The sequence below is a fragment of the Microbacterium sp. PAMC21962 genome (assembly GCF_019443465.1).
Taxonomy (GTDB): domain Bacteria; phylum Actinomycetota; class Actinomycetes; order Actinomycetales; family Microbacteriaceae; genus Microbacterium; species Microbacterium hominis.
In genome coordinates, this window is record NZ_CP080381.1 from 213,015 (window position 1) to 234,695 (window position 21,681).

The following is a 21,681-nucleotide window of genomic DNA, read 5'->3' on the forward strand; positions in this document are numbered from 1 at the left end:
AGTGACTCTCTCCGAACGTCCCTGGTTGTCCTCCTATGCGCCGGGGGTGCCGTCGGAGATCGAGCCCGTCACGCAGACCCTTCCGGACATGCTCGACGAGGCGGTCCGCACGCATCCGAGCCGGCCCGCGCTCGAGTTCTTCGGGGCCGTGACGACGTACCGCGACCTGGGGCGTGAGGTCGCGCGTGCGGCGGAGGGCCTGCGCAGACTCGGCGTGGTCGCCGGCGACCGCGTGGCGCTGATCCTGCCCAACTGCCCTCAGCACATCGTCGCGTTCTACGCGGTGCAGCGCCTCGGGGCGATCGTCGTCGAGCACAATCCGCGCTACACGGCACCGGAGCTGCGGCACCAGTTCGAGGTGCACCACGCGCGCGTGGCGGTCGTGTGGGATGCCGTGGCGGACACCGTCGCCGACTTCCCCGCGGACATCCGTCCGAACCACATCGTCGCCGTGCGCATGATCGACGCGATGCCGCGCCGCACCCGCCTGGCGCTGCGGCTGCCGGTGAAGAAGGCGCGCGACGCGCGGAACGCACTCTCGGCGCGTCCCCGGGCGAAGGGGGTGCGCACGTGGGCGGAGCTCGCCTCGTCGCGTCCGCTCGCGCGGCGACACCCCCGTCCCGCCGTGGACGACGTCGCCGCGCTCCAGTTCACCAGCGGCACCACGGGGACTCCGAAGGCCGCGATCCTCACCCACCGCAATCTGCGCTCGAACGCGGCGCAGTCCGCCGCGTGGGTGCCCGACCTCGTGCCGGGGCGCGAGGTGTTCTACGCGGTCCTCCCGCTCTTCCACGCCTACGGGCTCACGCTGTGCCTCACGACGGCGCTGTCGGTCGGCGCCCGCATCGTGCTGTTCCCGACCTTCGATGTGGGGATGACGCTGGACGCGATCCGACGGACGCCGCCGACCTTCCTCGCCGCCGTCCCGCCGATCTACGACGCCCTCGCCCGGGCGACGGCGCGCGAGGGCGTCGACCTCTCGAGCCTGCGCAACGCGATCTCGGGGGCGATGTCGCTGCCGCCGTCCACGGTGCTGCGGTGGGAGGAGGCCACGGGCGGTCTCATCGTCGAGGGCTACGGGATGACGGAGTCGTCGCCGATCAGTCTCGGCAACCCGATGGGGCCGCGGCGTCGGCCCGGAACGGTCGGCGTCCCGTTCCCGAGCACCGAGATCCGCGTGGTCGACCCCGCCGATCCGGCACGCGACCTCCAGGTCGGTGAGGAGGGGGAGCTGCTCGTGCGCGGTCCGCAGGTGTTCCAGGGGTACTGGAACCAGCCCGGCGAGACGGCGACCGCGCTCCTGGCGGGCGGATGGCTGCGCACCGGTGACATCGTGGCCGTGGATGCCGACGGATTCGTGACCGTCGTCGACCGGCTCAAGGAGCTGATCATCAGCGGTGGCTTCAACATCAGCCCGAGCGAGGTGGAGAACGCGCTGCTGCTGCATCCGGATGTGGCGGACGCGGCCGCCGTGGGGATCCCCCGTTCGGACGGCTCGGAGACGGTCACGGCGGCCGTCGTGATGCGGGAGGGGTCGGTGTTCGACGCCGACGAGATCCGCGCGTTCACGCGGGCGCATCTGGCGGCGTACAAGGTGCCGCGGGCGGTCGTGGAGTTCGACGCACTGCCGCGCTCGCTCGTCGGCAAGGTGATCCGCCGCGAGGTGCGCGAGGAGGTCCTCCGGCGCCGGCGGCCGTGACGGTCAGCGGCCGCCCGCGAAGGCGGCCGGATCGTCCTCGGCCAGGGCGAGGGCGATCTTGCGGACGTGGGCCTGCTCCACGTCGGTGAGCTCGCCCAGCCCGTACCATCCGACCTCGGTGAGCTCCCCGTCGGCGGGATGGGGCTCGCCCGAGACCCAGTCGCAGCGGAACACGAGGTCGAGGTAGTCGACCTGGTCGCCGTTGGCGTACGTGATGCGGGGCAGCTGCTGCACGAGCGCGAGCCGCGTCGCGCGCACCGTGACACCGGCCTCTTCGCGGCACTCCCGGACGGCGGCGTCCGCGGGCTCCTCGCCGGGGTCGACGATGCCCGAGACGCTCTGCCAGGCACCGTTGTCGGCGCGTCTTCCGAGCAGCACCTTCTCGTCCTTGAAGACGACCGCCGTCACTCCCACCAGCGGCAGCGGGGCGCCGCCGATCTTCTCGCGGAGGGACAGGACGAACTCGGGGGTGGCCATACGCTCAGCCTAGGTCTCTCACCCTCAGGTTGAGGGTGAGGTGAGCTGACGCGCAGCCCCGAGCGTCCCGCCGGCGATGTCGGCGGTGTTCGTAGACTCGATGGGTGGCCACCGACTCCTTCGTTCATCTGCACGTGCACAGCGAATACTCGATGCTCGACGGGGCGGCGAAGATCGGCGCCATGACCCAGGCGGCGGCCGAGTACGGGATGCCGGCGATCGCGGTGACCGACCACGGCAACACCTTCGCCGCGTTCGAGTTCTACAACGCCGCCAAGGCGGCGGGGGTCAAGCCCATCATCGGCCTGGAGGCCTACGTCACGCCCGGCACCCACCGCAGCGACAAGTCGCGCGTCGCGTGGGGCTCGCCCGACCAGAAGAGCGATGACGTGTCGGGCTCGGGCGCCTACACGCACATGACGATGTGGAGCCAGAGCACGGAGGGCATGCACAACCTCTTCCGGCTCAGCTCGCTCTCGAGCATGGAGGGCTACTACTTCAAGCCGCGGATGGACCGCGAGCTGCTCCAGACCTACGGCAAGGGGCTCATCGCCACGACGGGGTGCCCCTCCGGCGAGGTGCAGACCCGGCTGCGACTCGGGCAGTACGACGCCGCGCGCGCGGCGGCGGCGGAGTTCCAGGACATCTTCGGCAAGGAGAACTACTTCGCCGAGATCATGGACCACGGCCTCTCGATCGAGCGCCGCGTGATGACCGACCTCATCCGGCTGGCGAAGGACCTCGACATCCCGCTCGTCGCGACGAACGACTCGCACTACACACACCAGCACGAGGCCGACGCGCACGAGGCCCTGCTCTGCGTCCAGTCCGGCTCGACGCTCGACGACCCGAACCGGTTCAAGTTCGACGGCGACGGCTACTACATCAAGACCGCCGCCGAGATGCGACAGCTGTTCCGCGATCACCCCGAGGCGTGCGACAACACGCTCCTGATCGCCGAGCGCTGCGAGGTCGAGTTCAACACCTCTGCCAACTACATGCCGCGCTTCCCGGTCCCCGCCGGGGAGACCGAGGACAGCTGGCTCATCAAGGAGGTCGAGGCGGGGCTGCACTACCGCTATCCCGGCGGCATTCCCGACAAGGTGCGCAAACAGGCCGAGTACGAGACCGGCATCATCCTGCAGATGGGCTTCCCGGGCTACTTCCTCGTCGTCGCCGACTTCATCAACTGGGCCAAGGACAACGGCATCCGCGTGGGTCCGGGGCGCGGCTCGGGCGCCGGGTCGATGGTCGCGTACGCCATGCGCATCACCGACCTCGACCCGCTCGAGCACGGCCTCATCTTCGAGCGCTTCCTCAACCCCGACCGCGTCTCCATGCCCGACTTCGACGTCGACTTCGATGACCGTCGCCGCGGCGAGGTGATCGACTACGTGACCGCGAAGTACGGCTCCGAACGCGTCGCGCAGATCGTCACCTACGGCACCATCAAGTCGAAGCAGGCCCTCAAGGATGCCGGCCGCGTGCTCGGCTTCCCGTTCAGCATGGGGGAGCGGCTGACCAAGGCCATGCCTCCGGCGGTGATGGGCAAGGACATGCCGCTGTCGGGCATGTACGACAGCGCCCACCCGCGTTTCAAGGAGGCGAGCGAGTTCCGCTCGCTCATCGACACCGACCCCGAGGCCAAGACGGTGTTCGATCGCGCGCTGGGTCTGGAGGGTCTGAAACGTCAGTGGGGCGTGCACGCCGCGGGCGTCATCATGTCCAGCGAGCCGCTGCTGGACATCATCCCGATCATGCGCCGCGAGCAGGACGGCCAGATCGTCACCCAGTTCGACTATCCGTCGTGCGAGGCCCTCGGGCTGATCAAGATGGACTTCCTGGGCCTTCGCAACCTGACGATCATCTCCGACGCGCTCGACAACATCCGCCTGAACCGCGGGGAGGAGCTCGACCTCGAGCACCTGACCCTGGACGACCGCGACGCCTACGATCTGCTCACCCGCGGTGACACGCTCGGCGTCTTCCAGCTCGACGGCGGACCGATGCGGGCGCTGCTGCGGCTGATGAAGCCCGACAACTTCGAGGACATCTCGGCCGTCATCGCGCTGTACCGCCCCGGTCCCATGGGCGCGAACTCGCACACCAACTACGCGCTGCGCAAGAACGGCCAGCAGCCCATCACTCCGATCCACCCGGAGCTCGAGGAGCCGCTGCGCGACATCCTCGACACCACCTACGGCCTGATCATCTATCAGGAGCAGGTCATGGCGATCGCGCAGAAGGTGGCGGGGTTCTCGCTCGGACAGGCCGACATCCTGCGTCGCGCCATGGGCAAGAAGAAGAAGTCCGAGCTCGACAAGCAGTACGAGGGCTTCTCCGGAGGCATGAAGGAGCGCGGGTACGGCGAGGCGGCCGTCCAGGCGCTGTGGGACATCCTCCTGCCGTTCTCCGACTACGCGTTCAACAAGGCGCACTCCGCGGCCTACGGACTCGTCTCGTACTGGACGGCGTATCTCAAGGCCCACTACCCGGCCGAGTACATGGCCGCCCTGCTGACCAGCGTCGGCGACTCCAAGGACAAGATGGCGGTGTACCTCAACGAGTGCCGCCGCATGGGCATCCGGGTGCTCCCGCCCGACGTGAGCGAGTCGATCCGCTACTTCGCGGCCGTCGGCGAGGACATCCGCTTCGGCCTCGGTGCCGTCCGCAACGTCGGCGCCAACGTCGTCGACGGCATCGTCGAGGCGCGCGGTGAGGAGGGCTTCTCGAGCTTCCACCACTTCCTCGACACGGTGCCGATGCACGTCGCCAACAAGCGCACCGTCGAGTCGCTCATCAAGGCGGGCGCCTTCGACTCGATGGGCGACACGCGTCGCGCGCTGCTCGAGGTGCACGAGGATGCCGTCGAGGCCGCCGTCGACCGCAAACGCAACGAGGCCCAGGGCGCCATCGGGTTCGACTTCGACAGTCTCTACGACGCCGCCGAGGAAGTCGTCCCGCCGAAGGTGCCGCCGCGGCCCGAGTGGACGAAGAAGGACAAGCTGGCCTTCGAGCGCGAGATGCTCGGCCTGTACGTCTCCGATCACCCGCTGGCCGGCCTGGAGATCCCGCTCGCGAAGCACGCGTCGCTCTCGATCCACGATCTGCTCTCCTCCGACGACATCAACGACGGCGACATCGTGACGGTGGCCGGGCTCGTGACGAGCGTGCAGCACCGCGTCGCGAAGCAGAGCGGCAACCCGTACGGCATGATCACCGTCGAAGACTTCGACGGTGAGGTCACCGTGATGTTCATGGGGAAGACCTACACGGAGTTCCAGTCGATGCTCGTGGCGGACAGCATCCTCGTCGTGCGGGGGCGCGTGTCGCGGCGCGACGACGGCCTCAACCTGCACGGTCAGTCCGCGTTCTCGCCCGATCTCGGCTCCGTGGACGCCACCGGCTCGCTCGTGCTCCTCATGCCGGAACATCGCGCCACCGAGCGGATCGTCACCGAACTGGCCCAGGTGTTCTCGCGGCATCCGGGCGACACCGAGGTGACGCTCAAGCTCCACAAGAGCGGCGTGGCGAAGGTGTTCGAGGTGCCCGCCCAGGTGCGCGTGACCGTCGATCTCTACGGTGAGCTGAAGGGCCTTCTCGGACCGCAATGTCTCGGCTGACGCCGCGACGGTCCGAGTAGGATCGCAGTCGAGTTCTGATCCGGAAGGATGCGTCACGTGACCGACGATAAGCCCACCCCCGACCCCGCCGACGACAGCGCGACGGAGGACGCCACCGTCTCCGTCCCTGCGGCGGCCGGCCCGGACGACGAGCCGACGGCCGCGCACGCGGAGCAGCCGGCCACGGAGCCCGCAGAGCAGCCCGCCGCGCAGTCCGACGAGCAGCCCGCTGCCCGGCCCGCGGCGTCGGACGACGACCCCGACGTGTCTTACGCGACCTTCTCCGAGGCGTTCCAGGCGATCACCGACGGGCCCGACGGCGTCGACGAGGCCGCGTCGCCGCAGTACGGCGTCGGTCCCTTCTCGGTGCGGGAGGTCTCGCTGGGCGCGATCTGGCTGGTGGCGTTCGTCGTCTCGTTCTTCCCGATCTACAGCTACGGCAACCGCGGCTGGGGCCCCTCGGTCTGGACGGGCATCGACTGGGTGCTGACGATCGGCGTGCCCACCGTGGCCGTCTTCCTGATCGGTCTGCGCCGGCTCTCGCCGCAGGGCATCCGTCGCGTCGGCTCGCTCGGCATCGACCAGTTCGCCTCGGTGGCCTTCACCGTCTCGTCCGTCGTCTGGCTCGGCATCCTGTGGAGCTCGTTCGTCTCGCTCGGCGGCGGAAGCGTCTTCCTGGCCACCTGGGTCGTCTGGGTGGAGTTCATCCTCATGCTCGCCGGGGTCGTACTCACCGTGTTCGCGCCGTTGCTGCCCACGGTCGGGGAGGACTTCCGTTACCGGACCGAGGTTCCGGCCCACCGCTACGCGCGCCCGGCGCGTCCCGTCGTCGCGCGGCCCGCGGCCGCCCGTCCCGCCTTCGCCGCCGCACCGACCACCGCCGCGGAGACCGGCGCCGACGCGGCGGCGGGCACCGCCACCGGTGTCGTCGAGCCCGTCACCGAGACGACCGTCCTCGACGAGACCGTCGTCGCCCCCGCCGCGTCGCAGGCGTTCTGGGCTCTCGCCCCCGTCGAGCGCGACGTCGTCGATGAGAACGGCGCCCCGCTGTTCCGCATCGGACCGACGGCGTGGGCGCTCGTCATCGAGGATCGCGGCGACACGTACGTCGTGCGCCACGAAGACGGACGCATCGGCTACCTCACCGACGTCTCCGGCGTCACACGCGGGTAGCCTGGACGGATGCTCCGCACCATCGATCTGCGCGGTCGTGACCTGACCACCGCGCAGCTGCTCTCGGCCGTGCCGCGTGCACAGGCCGCCCGCGCCGAGGCGCTGCAGGCCGCCTCCGACATCGTCGCGGACGTGCGCGAGCGCGGGGAGGCGTCGCTGCGCGACCAGGCTGCCCGCTTCGACCGCGTCACCGACCACGACATCCGGGTGCCCGCCGCGCACCTCGACGAGGCGCTCGAGCACCTCGACCCGACCGTCCGGCGTGCGCTCGAGGAGGCGATCCGCCGCGTGCGCATCGCCTCCGCCGCGCAGGTGCCGCCCCCCACGACGACGGATCTGGGGCCGGGAGCACGCGTCGAGCAGCGCTGGCAACCGGTGCGGCGCGCCGGCGTGTACGTGCCCGGCGGGAAGGCGGTCTACCCGTCGAGCGTCGTGATGAACGTCGTCCCGGCGCAGGTGGCCGGCGTCGGCGAGGTGGCGCTGGCGTCGCCGCCGCAGGCCGAGTTCGGCGGGCGGGTGCACCCCGACATCCTGGCGGCGGCACGGCTGCTGGGCGTCACGGAGGTGTACGCGATCGGCGGTGCCGGGGCCGTCGGGGCCTACGCGTACGGCGTGGAGAGCATCGGACTCGATCCCGTGGATGTCGTGACGGGCCCGGGCAACAACTTCGTCGCCGCCGCGAAGCGCGCCGTCGGCGGCCTGGTCGGCACCGACTCCGAGGCCGGCGCGACGGAGATCCTCATCGTCGCGGACGAGTCGGCGGATGCCGCGCTCGTCGCCGTCGACCTGATCAGCCAGGCCGAGCACGACGAGCAGGCGTCCGCGGTGCTCGTGACCTGGTCGCCCGAGCTCGCCGAGAGCGTGCGGGCGCAGGTCGCCGAGCGCGTCGAGCGCACGCGCAACGGAGCTCGCGCGCGCGTGGCGCTGAACGGCCCCCAGTCCGCCGTCGTCCTCGTCGACGACCTCGCGGTGGCGACCGCGTTCAGCAACGCCTACGCCCCCGAGCACCTCGAGCTGCACCTGCGCGCCCCGCGGCCCGAGGACTTCGTCAACGCGGGAGCGGTCTTCGTCGGCGAGAACTCGCCCGTGAGCCTCGGCGACTATCTCGCGGGCAGTAACCACGTGCTTCCCACCGGTGGTCAGGCGCGGTACGCCGCCGGGCTGTCGGCATCCACGTTCCTGCGGCCGCAGCAGGTGATCGCGTACGACCGTGAGGCCCTGCGCGCCGTGCACGACGGGATCGTGGCCCTCGCAGTCGCCGAGGAGCTGCCGGCGCACGGCGAAGCCGTGACGGCCCGATTCGCCGACGTGCGGGCGGGGGAGTAGCTCGTGCACTGTCCCTTCTGCCGACACGCCGACTCGCGCGTCATCGACTCCCGCACGAGCGACGACGGACTCAGCATCCGCCGCCGCCGGCAGTGCCCGCAATGCGGCGGTCGGTTCACGACCATCGAGACCGCGAGCCTCAACGTCATCAAGCGCTCCGGGGTCATCGAGCCGTTCAGTCGTGAGAAGGTCATGTCGGGCGTGCGCAAGGCCTGCCAGGGTCGCCCCGTGACCGAGGCCGACCTCGCGGTGCTCGCTCAGGCGGTCGAGGAGGCGGTTCGCCAGACCGGCGCGTCGCAGATCGACACGAACGAGATCGGGCTGACCATCCTCGGTCCCCTCCGCGATCTCGACGAGGTCGCCTACCTGCGATTCGCCAGCGTCTACCAGGCGTTCGACTCGCTGGAGGACTTCGAAGCCTCGATCGCCCAGCTGCGCGCCGACCACGCGCGCGACGCCGCCGACTAGACACGGCGCCCGCGCGCGGCACGCCGGGACGCGAGCCCTAGGCTGGGAGCCGATGTACCCCTTCATCTTCCGCACCGTGTTCGCCCACATGGATCCCGAGCGTGCCCACCACCTCGTGATCCCCGTCATCCGCGCGTTCGGCGTGTGGCCGTTGCGGCCGATCGTCCGGGCGCTGACGGCGCCCGACCCCGTGCTGCGGACGCCCGCGCTGGGGCGCGTCTTCGATTCGCCGTTCGGTGTCGCGGCCGGCTTCGACAAGAACGCCGTCATGAGCGAGGGGCTCTACGCGCTCGGCTTCGGGCACGTCGAGGTGGGCACCGTCACGACGGTCCCGCAGGCCGGCAACCCGCGCCCGCGACTGTTCCGCCTCATCCCCGACCGCGCGCTGATCAACCGCATGGGCTTCAACAACGCCGGGGCCGCGGCGGCCGCCGCGCGGCTGGAGCGTTCGCGGCGCCGGGCTCGGCGCACCGTCCTCGGCGCCAACATCGGCAAGAGCCGCATCGTCGACGTCGAGCACGCCACCGCCGACTACGTCACCAGCACGAAGCTCGTCGCGGGGGAGGCGGACTACCTCGTGGTCAACGTGTCGTCGCCGAACACGCCGGGTCTGCGCGGCCTACAGGCCGTCGAGACGCTCCGCCCGCTGCTCGAGGCGGTGCGGGATGCCGCGGGCTCCACGCCGCTGCTGGTGAAGATCGCGCCCGACCTCGAGGACGACGAGGTCGCCGCCGTGGCCCGTCTCGCGGTCGATCTCGGCCTGGCGGGACTGGTCGCCACGAACACGACCATCGCGCGGGACGGACTGACCGTGGATGCCCGCACCGTCGCGGCGATGGGCGCCGGAGGACTGTCCGGGGCCCCGCTGCGCCGCCGATCCCTCGAGGTGCTGCGGATCGTCCGTGCCGCGGTGCCCGACGATTTCTGCATCATCGCGGCGGGCGGCGTCGAGACCGCGGACGACGTGCAGGAGCGACTGGATGCCGGTGCGAACCTCGTGCAGGGCTACACGGGCTTCATCTATCGCGGGCCGCTCTGGGCGCGTCAGATCAACCGGGGGTTGGCTGCGCGTCGGCGACGCTGACGCTCGGCCGGCCTTCGGGCGCCCGATCGAAGCGCGCCGTCTCCCGCCGGGTACGCGGGCGCAGTCCCGCGTGCTCGAGCGCACGGGTCATGCGGTGCTGCAGCGGCGGCAGCTCGGACGCCGCACCGGCATCCTGGCGCACCATCCCGACGAGGAAGGTCTCGCTCCGGCTCGCCGTGTGGATCTCGAGCCGCGCCATGTCGCCGCGTGCGCACCACACGAGCCGTCGGATCATCGCGAACGGGACCACCCAGGGCGGTCCGGCGGCCGTGTGCACCTCGATCGCGCCCGTGCTCCAGCGGACGGTCAGGCGTGAGCGGCGGCGGTTGACGAGGGCGCGCACCGCGGCGTAGAGGGGGAGGGCGATGAGCCCGCCGAACAGGACGACCAGCATCAGCGGCGGCAGGCGCAGCACCCACCGCTCGGCGAGGATCACGATCGTCAGCGCGAGCGCGCCGCCCAGCGCGACAGCCCCCACGATGAGGGCGGTCAGCCGCCGCGGGGAGAGCCGGGATGCCGTGACCGTGAGCTCCGGACGGCTGTCGGCTCCGCCCCAGGCGGGCGTCGCCATCGCCCGCGCCCGACGGGATGCGCTGCGGTCGATCTGACTCGACACCCGTCCCAGCAGCGTCACGAGCACCCAGCCGGCGGCCGGGGGGACGCCGAGCGCCGCCTGGAAGAGGGGACGCCGCCACGGCTCGGGAAGGCCTCGGATCGCGTCGAGCACGGCCATGCTCGTGGGCAGCAGCGCGATCGCGCACACGGCCAGGATCACGTGCAGCGTCCACTGCCGGCGAGGGGGGAGTGCGCTCAGGGAGTTGACGGCGGCGAAGGCGAGCGCCCATCCGCCGACGATGACGCTGAGGTAGGCCGGGAAGCCGTCGGCATCCCGCGCGGCCAGCGTCATGCCGACGATGACGAGCGCGAGCCCGGCCAGCGCCGGAGCGACGACGAACCAGCGACGCCAGCTGCGGTCCGGGCGCACCGGCACGTCAGGCGGGACGGCCGCCGCGCTTGACCTGCGGCTTCGGCAGACGCATGAAGCGCATCTGGATGGTGCGCATCGCCGCGTACCAGCCGAGGCCCTTCTCGATGCGGTCGCCGAACTTCGCGCGCGCGAGCTTCTTCACCCGGATGCTGGTGATCACCATGTCGATGACGACGAAGAGGATGTAGAGCCACAGGGCCGCGAACCCGTAGTACACGATCGCCGTGTTCGGGGTGAGACTGAGCAGGATCACGATGAGCATCAGGGGCATCAGCAGCTCGCCCGCGTGCCAGCCGCCGTCCACGACGTCGCGGACGAACCGGCGCTGCGGGCCCTTGTCGCGGGCCGGGAGATAGCGGTCCTCCCCGTTCGCCATGCCGATCCGCGCCTTCTCCCGCTGCGTGGCGAGCTCGGCCTTCGCGCGGGCGCGCGCTTCCTTCGTGTCGGCGACGAGAGGGCGCTTGCGGGCCGCCTCCCGCTCGGCGCGCGACGGCGTCGGGCGGTTCTTGCCGGGACCGGTGGGGACGTCTGCGGCGGCGTCGGGGGCGGCGGGGTTCTTGGCCACGATGTGGATCCTCGTTGTCTTCACGGGTGGTGCGCACGCACGTGGATGCGCGAGAGCTGCCCCCTAAGATTACCCGCATGAGTTCGGACCTGTCCCGCCGTCACGCCGTCCGCGACGCCGCCGAAGCGGCCGTCCCCGCCGCCCTCGCCGATCTGGGGCGCCTCGTGCGGATCCCCTCCGTCGCCTTCCCGGGTTTCGATCGTGCGGAGGTGGCGCGCAGCGCGGAGGCCGTCAAGGAGCTCCTCGACGACCTGGGCATCTTCGACCGCGTCGAGGTCAAGACCGCCGTGGTCCCCGAGACGGGCATCGAGGGGATGCCGGCCGTGCTCGCCTCCCGCGCGGCGCGCAACGGCCGCCCCACGATCCTGCTCTACGCCCACCACGACGTGCAGCCCGTGGGCGACGAGACGCTGTGGGAGACGGCGCCGTTCGAGCCGACGGTGCGCGGCGGACGCCTCTACGGGCGCGGCGCCGCCGACGACAAGGCCGGGATCATGGCCCACGTCGGTGCGCTCCGTGCGCTCGTGGAGGTCCTGGGCGATGACGTCGACCTCGGCGTCAACCTGTTCATCGAAGGCGAGGAGGAGGCCGGCTCCGCGTCGTTCGCGGCGTTCCTCCGCGAGAACGCCGACGCGCTGCGCGCCGACGTCATCGTCGTCGCCGATTCCGGCAACTGGGACGCCGTCACACCGGCGCTCACCGTCTCGTTGCGCGGCAACGCCCGCTTCACCCTCACGGTGCGCACCCTCGAGCACGCCTCGCACTCGGGCATGTTCGGCGGAGCCGTGCCCGATGCGATGCTCGCCACGATCACGCTGCTGTCGACCCTCTGGGACGGCGACGGCGCCGTCGCCGTGGCGGGCCTGGCGGAGAGGGATGCCGCGACGCCGGAGTACACGGAGGAGACGCTCCGCGACGAGGCCGGCCTGCCCGACGGCGTGAGCCCGATCGGGCGGGGGACGATCCTCAGCCGGATCTGGAACAAGCCGTCCATCACGGTGACCGGCATCGACGCGCCGAGCGTGAAGAACGCGTCGAACACGCTGGCGCCGGAGGTCTCGGTGGTCATCAGCATGCGCGTCGCCCCCGGCCAGCCCGCACGGGAGGCGTACGCCGCCCTGGAGGCCCATCTGCGCGCGCACGCGCCGTTCGGTGCGGAGCTGACGTTCCGCGACGTCGACTGCGGCGACGCCTTCCTCGTCGACACGAGCGGCTCCGCGGTCACCGCGGCGCGCACCGCCCTGCGCGAGGGCTACGGCGTCGAGCCGGTCGACATCGGCATCGGCGGGTCGATCCCGTTCATCGCCGACCTGGTGCGCGAGTTCCCCGGCGCCGAGATCCTGGTGACCGGCGTCGAGGACCCCCACGCGCGTGCGCACAGCCCCAATGAGTCGCTGCACCTGGACACGTTCCGCCACGCGCTCGTGTCGGAGGCGCTGCTGCTGGAGGAACTGGACGGCCGGACGGCAGCGGAGGGCTGAGCCGGACCGGGCCCCGGTCGGCTCCCGCGGCGTAGAATCGAGCAGACCCGCCGTCTCATCACGGCTTCGATCACCGAGGTTCCGGAGAGTGCCATGACCGACATCGCCACGAACGCCCCCGCCACCGCCACCGAGGCCGCCCACGGCGTGCTGCTCACGGATGCCGCGGCCGACAAGGTCAAGAGCCTCCTGCAGCAGGAGGGACGCGACGACCTGCGTCTGCGCGTCGCCGTGCAGCCCGGCGGCTGCTCCGGCCTCATCTACCAGCTCTACTTCGACGAGCGCTTCCTCGACGGCGACCAGGCCGTCGACTTCGACGGTGTCGAGGTCATCGTCGACGACATGTCGGTGCCGTATCTCGACGGCGCGACGATCGACTTCAAGGACACCATCTCGGAGCAGGGTTTCACGATCGACAACCCCAACGCGGCCGGCAGCTGCGCGTGCGGTGACAGCTTCCACTGAGTCCTGACGTCGGCGCAGATCAGGCCGGGAAAACCCCTCCGATAGTGGCAGACATCCTGGGCGGATGGCCTGAATCGTGTGGGAGGTTGCCCTAGACTGAACGGTGTTCGACCTTCATGACCCCGAAAGGTGCACCGTGCGCGTCAAACGCCGACTCCGGCTCGCCGTCATCCCGATCGGGATCGCCTCGGCGATCGCCCTCGCGGGATGCACTCCCACCGAGCTGAACGGCTTCCTGCCGGGTTTCACCGACGATGGAACGCAGGCCACGAACCACACCGAGATGGTGTCGGGGCTGTGGGTCAACTCGTGGATCGTCCTCCTCGCCGTCGGTGTGATCACCTGGGCCCTCATGGGATGGGCGGCCATCGCGTACCGTCGCCGTCGCGGCCAGCGGGGTCTGCCGGTGCAGCTGCGCTACAACATGCCGGTCGAGATCTTCTACACGGTCGTCCCGCTGATCCTCGTGCTCGGCTTCTTCGCCTTCACCGCCCGTGACCAGGCGATCCTGGAGACCCAGTACGACAACCCCGACGTGTGCGTCACCGCGATCGGCAAGCAGTGGGCGTGGGACTTCCAGTACAACGACGACACGGCCGACTGCCAGGCCGGCGACGACGCCGTCTGGACCATGGGCGTCCAGGCGCAGACCGACGCCAAGGGCGACATCACCAGCGAACTGCCGACCCTCGTCCTCCCGGTCAACGAGACGGTCAAGCTCAAGCTGACCTCGCGCGACGTGATCCACTCGTTCTGGATCATCGACTTCCTGTACAAGAAGGACATGTACATCGGGAAGGACAACTACTGGTCCTTCACGCCGACGCGTGTCGGCGAGTACGACGGCAAGTGCGCCGAGCTCTGCGGCCAGTACCACTCGATGATGCTCTTCAAGGTGAAGGTCGTCGAGCCGGCCGAGTACCAGGAGTACCTGGCGGGTCTGCGCGCTGCCGGACAGACCGGTGACATCAACAAGGCCTACGACCGGCTCCAGAACTTCCCGGGTACGGGCGCCTCCACCGAAGCCGAGGGAGAACACTGATGGCGACGACGCTTCCTCTCCAGGGTGAGACCTCCTCTCGCCCGACCACTCTGCCCCCGCGTCAGGCCGCGCTCATGAGCTCGACCCGCGTGGAGCAGAAGGGCAACATCATCGTCAAGTGGATCACCTCCACTGACCACAAGACGATCGGGTACATGTACCTCATCGCCTCGGTGATCTTCTTCCTCCTCGGCGGCGTGATGGCCCTCATCATCCGCGCGGAGCTGTTCGAGCCGGGCATGCAGATCCTTCCCACGAAGGAGCAGTACAACCAGCTCTTCACGATGCACGGCACGATCATGCTGCTGATGTTCGCGACGCCCCTGTTCGCGGGCTTCGCCAACGCGATCCTGCCGCTGCAGATCGGTGCCCCCGACGTGGCCTTCCCGCGTCTGAACGCCTTCGCGCTGTGGCTGTTCATCTTCGGTTCGGTCATCGCCGTCGCGGGCTTCCTCACGCCGCAGGGCGCCGCCGCCTTCGGATGGTTCGCCTACCAGCCGCTCGCCGGCGCGACGTTCTCCCCGGGTGCCGGAGGAAACCTCTGGATGCTGGGGCTCGGCATGTCCGGCTTCGGCACGATCCTCGGCGCCGTGAACTTCATCACGACGATCATCACGATGCGCGCGCCCGGCATGACGATGTGGCGTCTGCCGATCTTCTCGTGGAACACGCTGGTCACCAGCATCCTGATCCTGATGGCCTTCCCGGTGCTCGCCGCGGCGATCCTGGCGGCCGCGGCCGACCGCGTGCTCGGTGCGCACATCTACGACCCGGCCAACGGCGGCGTGCTCCTGTGGCAGCACCTCTTCTGGTTCTTCGGCCACCCCGAGGTGTACATCATCGCCCTGCCGTTCTTCGGCATCGTCTCCGAGATCTTCCCGGTGTTCAGCCGCAAGCCGATCTTCGGATACAAGACCCTGGTCTACGCGACGATCGCGATCGCGGCCCTGTCGGTGTCGGTGTGGGCCCACCACATGTACGTCACGGGTTCCGTGCTCCTGCCCTTCTTCGCGCTGATGACGATGCTGATCGCGGTTCCCACCGGCGTGAAGATCTTCAACTGGATCGGCACGCTCTGGCGCGGCTCGGTCACGTTCGAGACGCCCATGGTGTTCTCGCTCGGCTTCCTCGTCTCGTTCGTCTTCGGCGGCCTCACCGGCGTCATCCTCGCCTCGCCGCCGCTGGACTTCCACCTCTCCGACTCGTACTTCGTCGTCGCCCACTTCCACTACGTCGTCTTCGGCACGGTCGTGTTCGCGATGTTCGCCGGCTTCTACTTCTGGTGGCCGAAGTGGACGGGTCGCATGCTCAATGAGCGGCTCGGCATGGTGCACTTCTGGATGCTGTTCATCGGCTTCCACATGACCTTCCTCATCCAGCACTGGCTGGGCGTCGACGGCATGGTCCGCCGCTACGCCGACTACTCGGCCGCCGACGGCTGGACGTGGCAGAACCAGGTGTCCACCATCGGCGCCATGATCCTCGGTGCGTCGATGATCCCGTTCTTCCTCAACGTGTGGCTGACCTCGCGCAAGGCGCCGCGCGTGACCGTGAACGACCCGTGGGGCTACGGCGGCTCGCTCGAGTGGGCCACCAGCTGCCCGCCGCCGCGTCACAACTTCACGTCGATCCCGCGGATCCGCAGCGAGCGTCCCGCGTTCGACCTCAACCACCCCGAGGCCGCGTTGCCCGTGGGCGTGGGACCGGCGAAGGACGCACCCGATGCGCCCGTCGTCGACGTGGCCGAGGGGAAGGTCAAGTAAGTGAAGACCAACGTCAACCTCTGGTGGATCCTCTCCGGGTTCTTCCTGCTCTGCTTCGCCCTCTACACGGGGTGGAACATCATCGAGCACTCCGATCGTCCGTGGTTCCACGCGATCGAGTGGGTCGGCAGCGTCGCGCTGCTGTTCACGGTCTTCATGGCGGCCATGATCGGCTTCTACGTCGACCGGGTGCACCGCGCCCAGGGCGGCGAGCTCCCCGAGGACTCGCTGACGGCCGACATCGACGACGGCGACCCCGAGATGGGTGAGTTCAGCCCGTGGTCGTGGTGGCCGCTCGTGCTCGCCTTCTCGGCGGCCCTCGGCATCCTCGGCCTCGCGGTCGGCACGTTCCTCCTTCCCATCGGTCTCGGCGTCTTCGTCATCGCGATCGTGGGCTGGGTGTTCGAGTACTACCGCGGGTACTTCGCGCGCTGAGCGGCGACGCCACCTCGGCCGTGACGGCTCTCTCCCTGCGGGCCGGCGTCTCCAGCGACGTCGGCGGATACCGCGACGCCAATCAGGACGCCGCCTTCGTCGCCTCCTGGGGCGTGGGCGTCGCGGACGGCGTGGGCGGGGGCCCGGCGGGCGATCTCGCCTCCGCCGCGTTCCTGCACCGGCTCGTGGCGGGCGGGGCGATCCTCGAGGATGCCGACGAGCTCACGGCTCGCGTGCGGATCGCGAACTGGGACCTCGGCGCGCACGTGCGGCGCGATCCCTCGCTGGCCGGGATGGCGACCACCTTCACGGGTCTGTGGTTCGGCCGCGGCGGGGCGCTGCTGCTCGCGCACACGGGCGACTCCCGCGGCTACCTGCTCCGCGAGGGGCACCTCATCCGTCAGACACGCGACGACTCCTTCGTCCAGGTGCTGGTGGACCAGGGGATCGTGCGCGAAGAGGATGCGATGACGCACCCGCGCCGCAACATCATCACGGCATCCCTGCGCGGTGAGCCCTCCGATCTCGTCCGCGTCAGTGAGCGCATCGCCGTGCGAGGAGATCGCTGGCTGCTGTGCAGTGACGGCGTCAGCGACTATCTCCCGGACGATGCGATCGCCGACATCCTCCGCACCGTGACGCGTCCTCAGACGGCCGCCGAGACGGTGGTCGCGGCATCCCTTCAGGCCGGCGCCCGCGACAACGTCACGGCCGTCGTCGCCGACGTCGCGAACGGCGCACCCCGCGGCGACCGTCCGAGCTTCGCGGGCGCCGCCGCCGATCGGTTCGCGGAGGGCATCGACACCCTCGCCGGGTGAGCGCCGTCGTCCCGGGTCAGTCGGAGGCGGGACGCACCACCATGACCTGGGCGTCGAACACGCGGGGGAGCGGGCCCTGAGCGCCCTGCGCGGGCAGTCCTTCGCGCACCCAGTACTCGTAGCCGCCGATCATCTCGCGCACCTGGTATCCGAGGCGCGCGAACGCGACCGCGCCTTTGGCGCCGGCGTTGCACCCCGGGCTCCAGCAGTAGACCACGACGGGGGTGTCGAGCGGGATCTCGCGGGGTGCACGCGCCTCGATGTCGCGGTAGGGCATGTGCAGCGCGCCGACCGCGTGACCCTGCTCCCAGGCTTCTGCTCCGCGCACGTCGACGAGCACGAACTGCTCGCCGGCCTTCTGCGCGGCGTAGACGTCGGAGGGGTCGGTCTCGTGGGCGAGCTTCGCCGAGAAGTAGGCGAGGGTGTCATCGGTCATGGCGTCGACGCTACGGCAACGACGAAGCGGCGAGGAGGACCGGAACGGTCACTCCTCGCCGCTTGACTGCCAGCGTGCGGCGGACGTCAGTCCTTCGCGTCCTTCGCCTCGTCATCGGGGACGATCACGTTCGAGGGGCGCACGGCCGTCTCGCTGTTGTGGCCGTCGTCGATCGGGTGGTGCGGCGCGTCGGGCACTCCGGCACGCTCGTGCATGCCCTGGATCTCCGCGTCCTCTTCGGTGGCGATGTGGTCCAGCGTGTGGTGCTGGTGCGCGCGCGCCGCCTCGAGCTCACTCTGGGTGACGGGGGAGAGGCGGTCCTCGAAGAACCACCGCGACAGCGAGGCGCGGAAGTTCTCGTGCCACGGGATGCGTCCCTGGTCGTTGGGACGCACGACGAGCGGCTCGTTCGTCTCGAAGTCGACGAGCTTGACGACCTCGTACTGGTCGACGGGCTGGTGCACCTCGATGTACTCGCCGCCCGGAAGGCGCACGATGCGTCCGGACTCGTACCCGTGGAGCGCGATCTCGCGGTCCTTCTTCTGCAGCGCGATGCAGATGCGCTTGGTGATGAAGTATGCGAGGACGGGCCCGACGAACAGCAGCGCCTGGAGGGTGTGGATGACGCCCTCCATCGTGAGCCAGAAGTGGGTCGCGATGATGTCCGAGGATGCCGCGGCCCACAGCACCGCGTAGAAGGTCACGCCGGCGGCGCCGATCGCCGTGCGGGTGGCCGCGTTGCGCGGACGCTGTGCGATGTGGTGCTCGCGCTTGTCGCCCGTGATCCACGCCTCGATGAAGGGGTAGATCGCGACGAGCACGATGAACAGGCCGAGGGTGACCAGCGGGATCAGGATGTTGAACGACCAGGTGCGGTCCCAGAACACGGCCTCGAGGTGCGGGGGCACCAGACGCAGCGCGCCGTCGGCGAAGCCGATGTACCAGTCGGGCTGGGTGCCGGCGGAGACCGGTGACGGGTCGTACGGGCCGTAGTTCCAGATCGGGTTGATCGTGAACAGCGACGCGATCAGGACGATCACACCGAACGTGATGAAGAAGAAGCCGCCCATCTTGGACATGTACACCGGCATCATCGGGTAGCCGACGACGTTGCTGTTCGTGCGGCCGGGGCCGGCGAACTGGGTGTGCTTGTTCACGATCATGAGCATGAGGTGCACCGCCAGCAGGGCGACCAGGATGGCCGGCAGGAGCAGGATGTGCAGCGTGTACAGGCGGCCGACGATCTGCGTGCCGGGGAACTCGCCGCCGAAGAGCAGGAACGAGGTCCATGTGCCGATGACGGGGATGCCCTTGACCATGCCGTCGATGATGCGCAGGCCGTTGCCCGAGAGCAGGTCGTCCGGCAGCGAGTACCCGGTGAAGCCCTCGGCCATCGCGAGGATGAAGAGGACGAAACCGATGAGCCAGTTCAGCTCGCGCGGCTTGCGGAAGGCGCCGGTGAAGAACACGCGCAGCATGTGCACGCCGATGCCCGCCACGAACACCAGGGCCGCCCAGTGGTGGATCTGGCGCACCAGCAGGCCACCGCGGATGTCGAACGACAGGCGCAGCGTCGAATCCAGCGCCGCCGACATCTCGACGCCGCGCAGCGGCAGGAAGGCGCCGTTGTAGTGGGTCTCGACCATCGAGGCCTGGAAGAAGAACGTCAGGAACGTGCCGGACAGCAGCACGACGACGAAGCTCCACAGCGCGATCTCGCCGAGCATGAACGACCAGTGGTCGGGGAAGATCTTGCGGCCGAGCTCCTTGACGAGACCCGAGATGCTCGTGCGCTCGTCGATGTAGTTCGCCGCGCCGGCCACGAAACGGCCGCCCAGCGGCTTCTCGTCGCGGGTCGCCTGGGGCTGGCTGGTGTCAGGGCCTGTCTCGGTGACAGTCGCGGTGCTCAATGGCGCTCCCAGAAGCTCGGGCCGACGGGTTCGGTGAAGTCGCTCTGCGCGACGAGGTAGCCCTCCGCATCCACGGCGATGGGCAGCTGCGGCAGCGGGCGGGCCGCCGGGCCGAAGATGACCGCGGCACCGTGCGTCACATCGAACTGCGACTGGTGGCACGGGCAGAGGAGGTGGTGGGTCTGCTGCTCGTAGAGGGCCACGGGGCAGCCGACGTGCGTGCAGACCTTGGAGTACGCGACGATGCCGTTGTACGACCAGTCCTTGCGGTCCTCGGCCTCGACGAGCTGCTCGGGCAGCAGACGCATGAGCAGGACGATCGCCTTGGCCTTCTGCTCGAGGTAGCCGTCGTGGTGGCTCAGGTCTGCGAGCGACTGCGGGATCACGTGCACGGCGGATCCCAGCGTCAGGTCGGCGGCGCGGATCGGCTCGCCCGTCGGGTCGTGGGCGAGGCGCTCGCCCTTCTTCCACATGGTGTGGCTCAGCAGGGCCACCGGGTCACCGGCATCCGGGTGCGCCGTGCTGGACTCGGGAGCGAGGCCGCGGAAGAGCGTGATGCCGGGGAGCACGGAGGCCACGAGGGCGGCGATCAGCGAACCGCGGATGGCGGTGCGACGCCCGAAGCCCGACTCCTCGTTCGCCTCGCGGAACGCCTGGACGGCGCCTTCGCGGGTGACGTCGCGGCCGCGCGTCGCGTGGCGAGGCTCGATGTACTCCTTGTCGCTCATCACGGCCTTGGACCAGTGGATCGCGCCGATGCCGATGGCCAGCAGCGCGAGCGCGATGCCCAGGCCGATGAAGAGGTTGTTGTGGCGGATGTCGATGATCCGGCCGCTCTCGATCGGGAACAGCATGTAGGCGGCGACCGCCCAGATGCTCCCCGCGAGCGAGAGGTAGAACAGGGTGTAGACCGTGCGGACGGCGCGCTGCATCGCGGCCGGATCCTTGTCGGTGATGCGCTCCCGGTGAGGCGGGAGGCCCGGGTTCTGCACGGGGTCGGGGACGGCGACGGCGAGCCCGGGGGAGGGCTTCCATGAAGCCCTCTCGTGCTCGAGTGCGTCTTCCTCGTGTGCCATGTCTCGTCCGTTCCCTACGTCAGTGCCGTTGTCCACGTATGCCCGATCAGTTCGACTTCGCCGTGATCCACACGGTGATGCCGATGAGGGCGCCGATGCCGAAGATCCAGATGAACAGACCCTCCGAGACCGGGCCGAGCGAGCCGAGGTTGAAGCCACCGGCCGACTCGTTCTCCTGCAGGTACATCAGCGAGGAGATGATGTCGCGCTTCTCGTCGTCGGTGATGGTCATGTTGTTGAAGACCGGCATGTTCTGCGGGCCGGTGACCATCGCGGCGTAGATGTGCAGCGGGCTGGTCTTGGTGAGGGCCGGGGCGTACTTGCCCTCGGTGAGCGCACCGCCGGCCGCGGCGACGTTGTGGCACATCGCGCAGTTGATGCGGAACAGCTCGGCGCCGTTGGCGACGTCGCCCTGACCGTCGAGGATCCGCTCGTCGGGATAGGTCGGGCCGGGAGCGACCGACTGGACCCACGCGGCGATCGCGCGGATCTGGTCCTCGGTGAACTGGGCCGGCTTCTGCGGCGCCTGGGGGCCCTGCATCTGCAGGGGCATGCGACCGGTCGACATCTGGAACTCGACGGCGAGCTCACCGACGCCGTAGAGCGACGGGCCGTCGGCCGTCCCCTCCATGTTCAGGCCGTGGCACGTGGCGCAGTTGGCCTGGAACAGCTTCTTGCCGTCGTCGACCGTCAGCGTCGTGGATGCCGACGCCGGCTCGGTCGAGGCCATCGCCGCGGAGGCGCCGGCATAGACGCCGCCGGTGACGAGCAGGCCGATGCCGATGAGCGCGGCGGCAGCCCACTTGCTGCGACGACCGGTCTTCGGGCGGGTGGTCTTGGATGCCATGGAGG

General features: G+C 69.8%; 19 protein-coding genes. 12 read left to right on the forward strand and 7 right to left on the reverse strand.

The window, feature by feature from the left end:
- The first annotated feature begins 1 nt into the window (after position 1).
- Positions 2–1,699 carry a long-chain-fatty-acid--CoA ligase gene (locus tag KY498_RS01000; RefSeq protein ID WP_061781713.1) on the forward strand — a complete coding sequence of 566 codons (1,698 nt, stop codon included), beginning with the start codon at positions 2–4 and terminating at the stop codon, positions 1,697–1,699.
- Between the two features lie 3 nt (positions 1,700–1,702).
- Here the strand turns inward: KY498_RS01000 and KY498_RS01005 are convergent, their stop codons facing one another.
- Positions 1,703–2,176: an NUDIX domain-containing protein gene (locus KY498_RS01005; RefSeq protein ID WP_060958740.1), complete on the reverse strand. Its 474-nt coding sequence runs from the start codon at positions 2,174–2,176 to the stop codon at positions 1,703–1,705.
- 152 nt (positions 2,177–2,328) lie between these two features.
- Between KY498_RS01005 and dnaE the strand changes: the two genes are divergently transcribed.
- The 5 genes from dnaE to KY498_RS01030 are packed head-to-tail and all read left to right on the forward strand — an operon-like array spanning position 2,329 to position 9,850.
- Positions 2,329–5,799, forward strand: a complete 3,471-nt coding sequence (dnaE, locus tag KY498_RS01010) for a DNA polymerase III subunit alpha (protein WP_231734929.1) — start codon at positions 2,329–2,331, stop codon at positions 5,797–5,799.
- Positions 5,800–5,856: 57 nt separating this feature from the next.
- Positions 5,857–6,972: a hypothetical protein gene (locus tag KY498_RS01015; RefSeq protein WP_191008693.1), complete on the forward strand. Its 1,116-nt coding sequence runs from the start codon at positions 5,857–5,859 to the stop codon at positions 6,970–6,972.
- Between the two features lie 9 nt (positions 6,973–6,981).
- Positions 6,982–8,298 carry a histidinol dehydrogenase gene (gene hisD / locus KY498_RS01020; RefSeq protein WP_060958738.1) on the forward strand — a complete coding sequence of 439 codons (1,317 nt, stop codon included), beginning with the start codon at positions 6,982–6,984 and terminating at the stop codon, positions 8,296–8,298.
- 3 nt (positions 8,299–8,301) lie between these two features.
- Positions 8,302–8,766 (forward strand): transcriptional regulator NrdR, encoded by a 465-nt coding sequence (nrdR, locus tag KY498_RS01025; RefSeq protein ID WP_101306475.1) that lies wholly within the window; start codon positions 8,302–8,304, stop codon positions 8,764–8,766.
- Positions 8,767–8,818: 52 nt separating this feature from the next.
- A complete protein-coding gene (locus KY498_RS01030; RefSeq protein WP_101306474.1) occupies positions 8,819–9,850 on the forward strand; it encodes a quinone-dependent dihydroorotate dehydrogenase in 1,032 nt (343 codons plus the stop codon).
- Here the strand turns inward: KY498_RS01030 and KY498_RS01035 are convergent.
- Together KY498_RS01035 and KY498_RS01040 are read right to left on the reverse strand one after the other, a co-directional pair.
- Positions 9,816–10,835 (reverse strand): hypothetical protein, encoded by a 1,020-nt coding sequence (locus tag KY498_RS01035; RefSeq protein WP_219879428.1) that lies wholly within the window; start codon positions 10,833–10,835, stop codon positions 9,816–9,818. The two genes, KY498_RS01030 and KY498_RS01035, sit on opposite strands and share 35 nt — an antisense overlap.
- 7 nt (positions 10,836–10,842) lie before the next feature.
- A complete protein-coding gene (locus KY498_RS01040) occupies positions 10,843–11,403 on the reverse strand; it encodes a DUF3043 domain-containing protein (protein WP_191008691.1) in 561 nt (186 codons plus the stop codon).
- A 77-nt stretch (positions 11,404–11,480) separates the two neighbouring features.
- Between KY498_RS01040 and KY498_RS01045 the strand changes: the two genes are divergently transcribed.
- The 6 genes from KY498_RS01045 (at position 11,481) to KY498_RS01070 (ending at position 17,407) form a co-directional block, all read left to right on the forward strand.
- A complete protein-coding gene (locus KY498_RS01045) occupies positions 11,481–12,884 on the forward strand; it encodes a dipeptidase (protein WP_191008690.1) in 1,404 nt (467 codons plus the stop codon).
- Positions 12,885–12,977: 93 nt separating this feature from the next.
- Positions 12,978–13,349 carry an iron-sulfur cluster insertion protein ErpA gene (gene erpA, locus KY498_RS01050; RefSeq protein WP_060958733.1) on the forward strand — a complete coding sequence of 124 codons (372 nt, stop codon included), beginning with the start codon at positions 12,978–12,980 and terminating at the stop codon, positions 13,347–13,349.
- A 136-nt stretch (positions 13,350–13,485) separates the two neighbouring features.
- A complete protein-coding gene (coxB, locus tag KY498_RS01055) occupies positions 13,486–14,391 on the forward strand; it encodes a cytochrome c oxidase subunit II (protein ID WP_060958732.1) in 906 nt (301 codons plus the stop codon).
- Positions 14,391–16,154, forward strand: coding sequence for a cytochrome c oxidase subunit I (gene ctaD / locus KY498_RS01060; protein WP_060958731.1), 1,764 nt, complete (start codon positions 14,391–14,393; stop codon positions 16,152–16,154). Before coxB ends, ctaD begins: the two co-directional genes overlap by 1 nt.
- On the forward strand, positions 16,155–16,589 hold the full coding sequence (locus KY498_RS01065; RefSeq protein ID WP_060958730.1) for a cytochrome c oxidase subunit 4: 435 nt from the start codon (positions 16,155–16,157) through the stop codon (positions 16,587–16,589).
- Positions 16,590–16,609: 20 nt separating this feature from the next.
- Complete coding sequence (locus KY498_RS01070) at positions 16,610–17,407, forward strand: PP2C family serine/threonine-protein phosphatase (protein ID WP_191008689.1); 798 nt, start codon at positions 16,610–16,612, stop codon at positions 17,405–17,407.
- 16 nt (positions 17,408–17,423) lie between these two features.
- Here the strand turns inward: KY498_RS01070 and KY498_RS01075 are convergent, their stop codons facing one another.
- The 4 genes from KY498_RS01075 to KY498_RS01090 all read right to left on the reverse strand — a co-directional run bounded on the left by KY498_RS01075 (position 17,424) and on the right by KY498_RS01090 (position 21,676).
- Complete coding sequence (locus KY498_RS01075) at positions 17,424–17,843, reverse strand: rhodanese-like domain-containing protein (RefSeq protein ID WP_191008688.1); 420 nt, start codon at positions 17,841–17,843, stop codon at positions 17,424–17,426.
- An 86-nt stretch (positions 17,844–17,929) separates the two neighbouring features.
- Positions 17,930–19,753: a ubiquinol-cytochrome c reductase cytochrome b subunit gene (locus KY498_RS01080; RefSeq protein ID WP_101306471.1), complete on the reverse strand. Its 1,824-nt coding sequence runs from the start codon at positions 19,751–19,753 to the stop codon at positions 17,930–17,932.
- A complete protein-coding gene (locus tag KY498_RS01085; protein WP_060958726.1) occupies positions 19,750–20,829 on the reverse strand; it encodes a ubiquinol-cytochrome c reductase iron-sulfur subunit in 1,080 nt (359 codons plus the stop codon). The genes KY498_RS01080 and KY498_RS01085 overlap by 4 nt, the downstream gene beginning before the upstream one ends.
- A 46-nt stretch (positions 20,830–20,875) precedes the next feature.
- Positions 20,876–21,676 (reverse strand): cytochrome c, encoded by an 801-nt coding sequence (locus tag KY498_RS01090; protein WP_060958725.1) that lies wholly within the window; start codon positions 21,674–21,676, stop codon positions 20,876–20,878.
- Between the last annotated feature and the right edge of the window lie 5 nt (positions 21,677–21,681).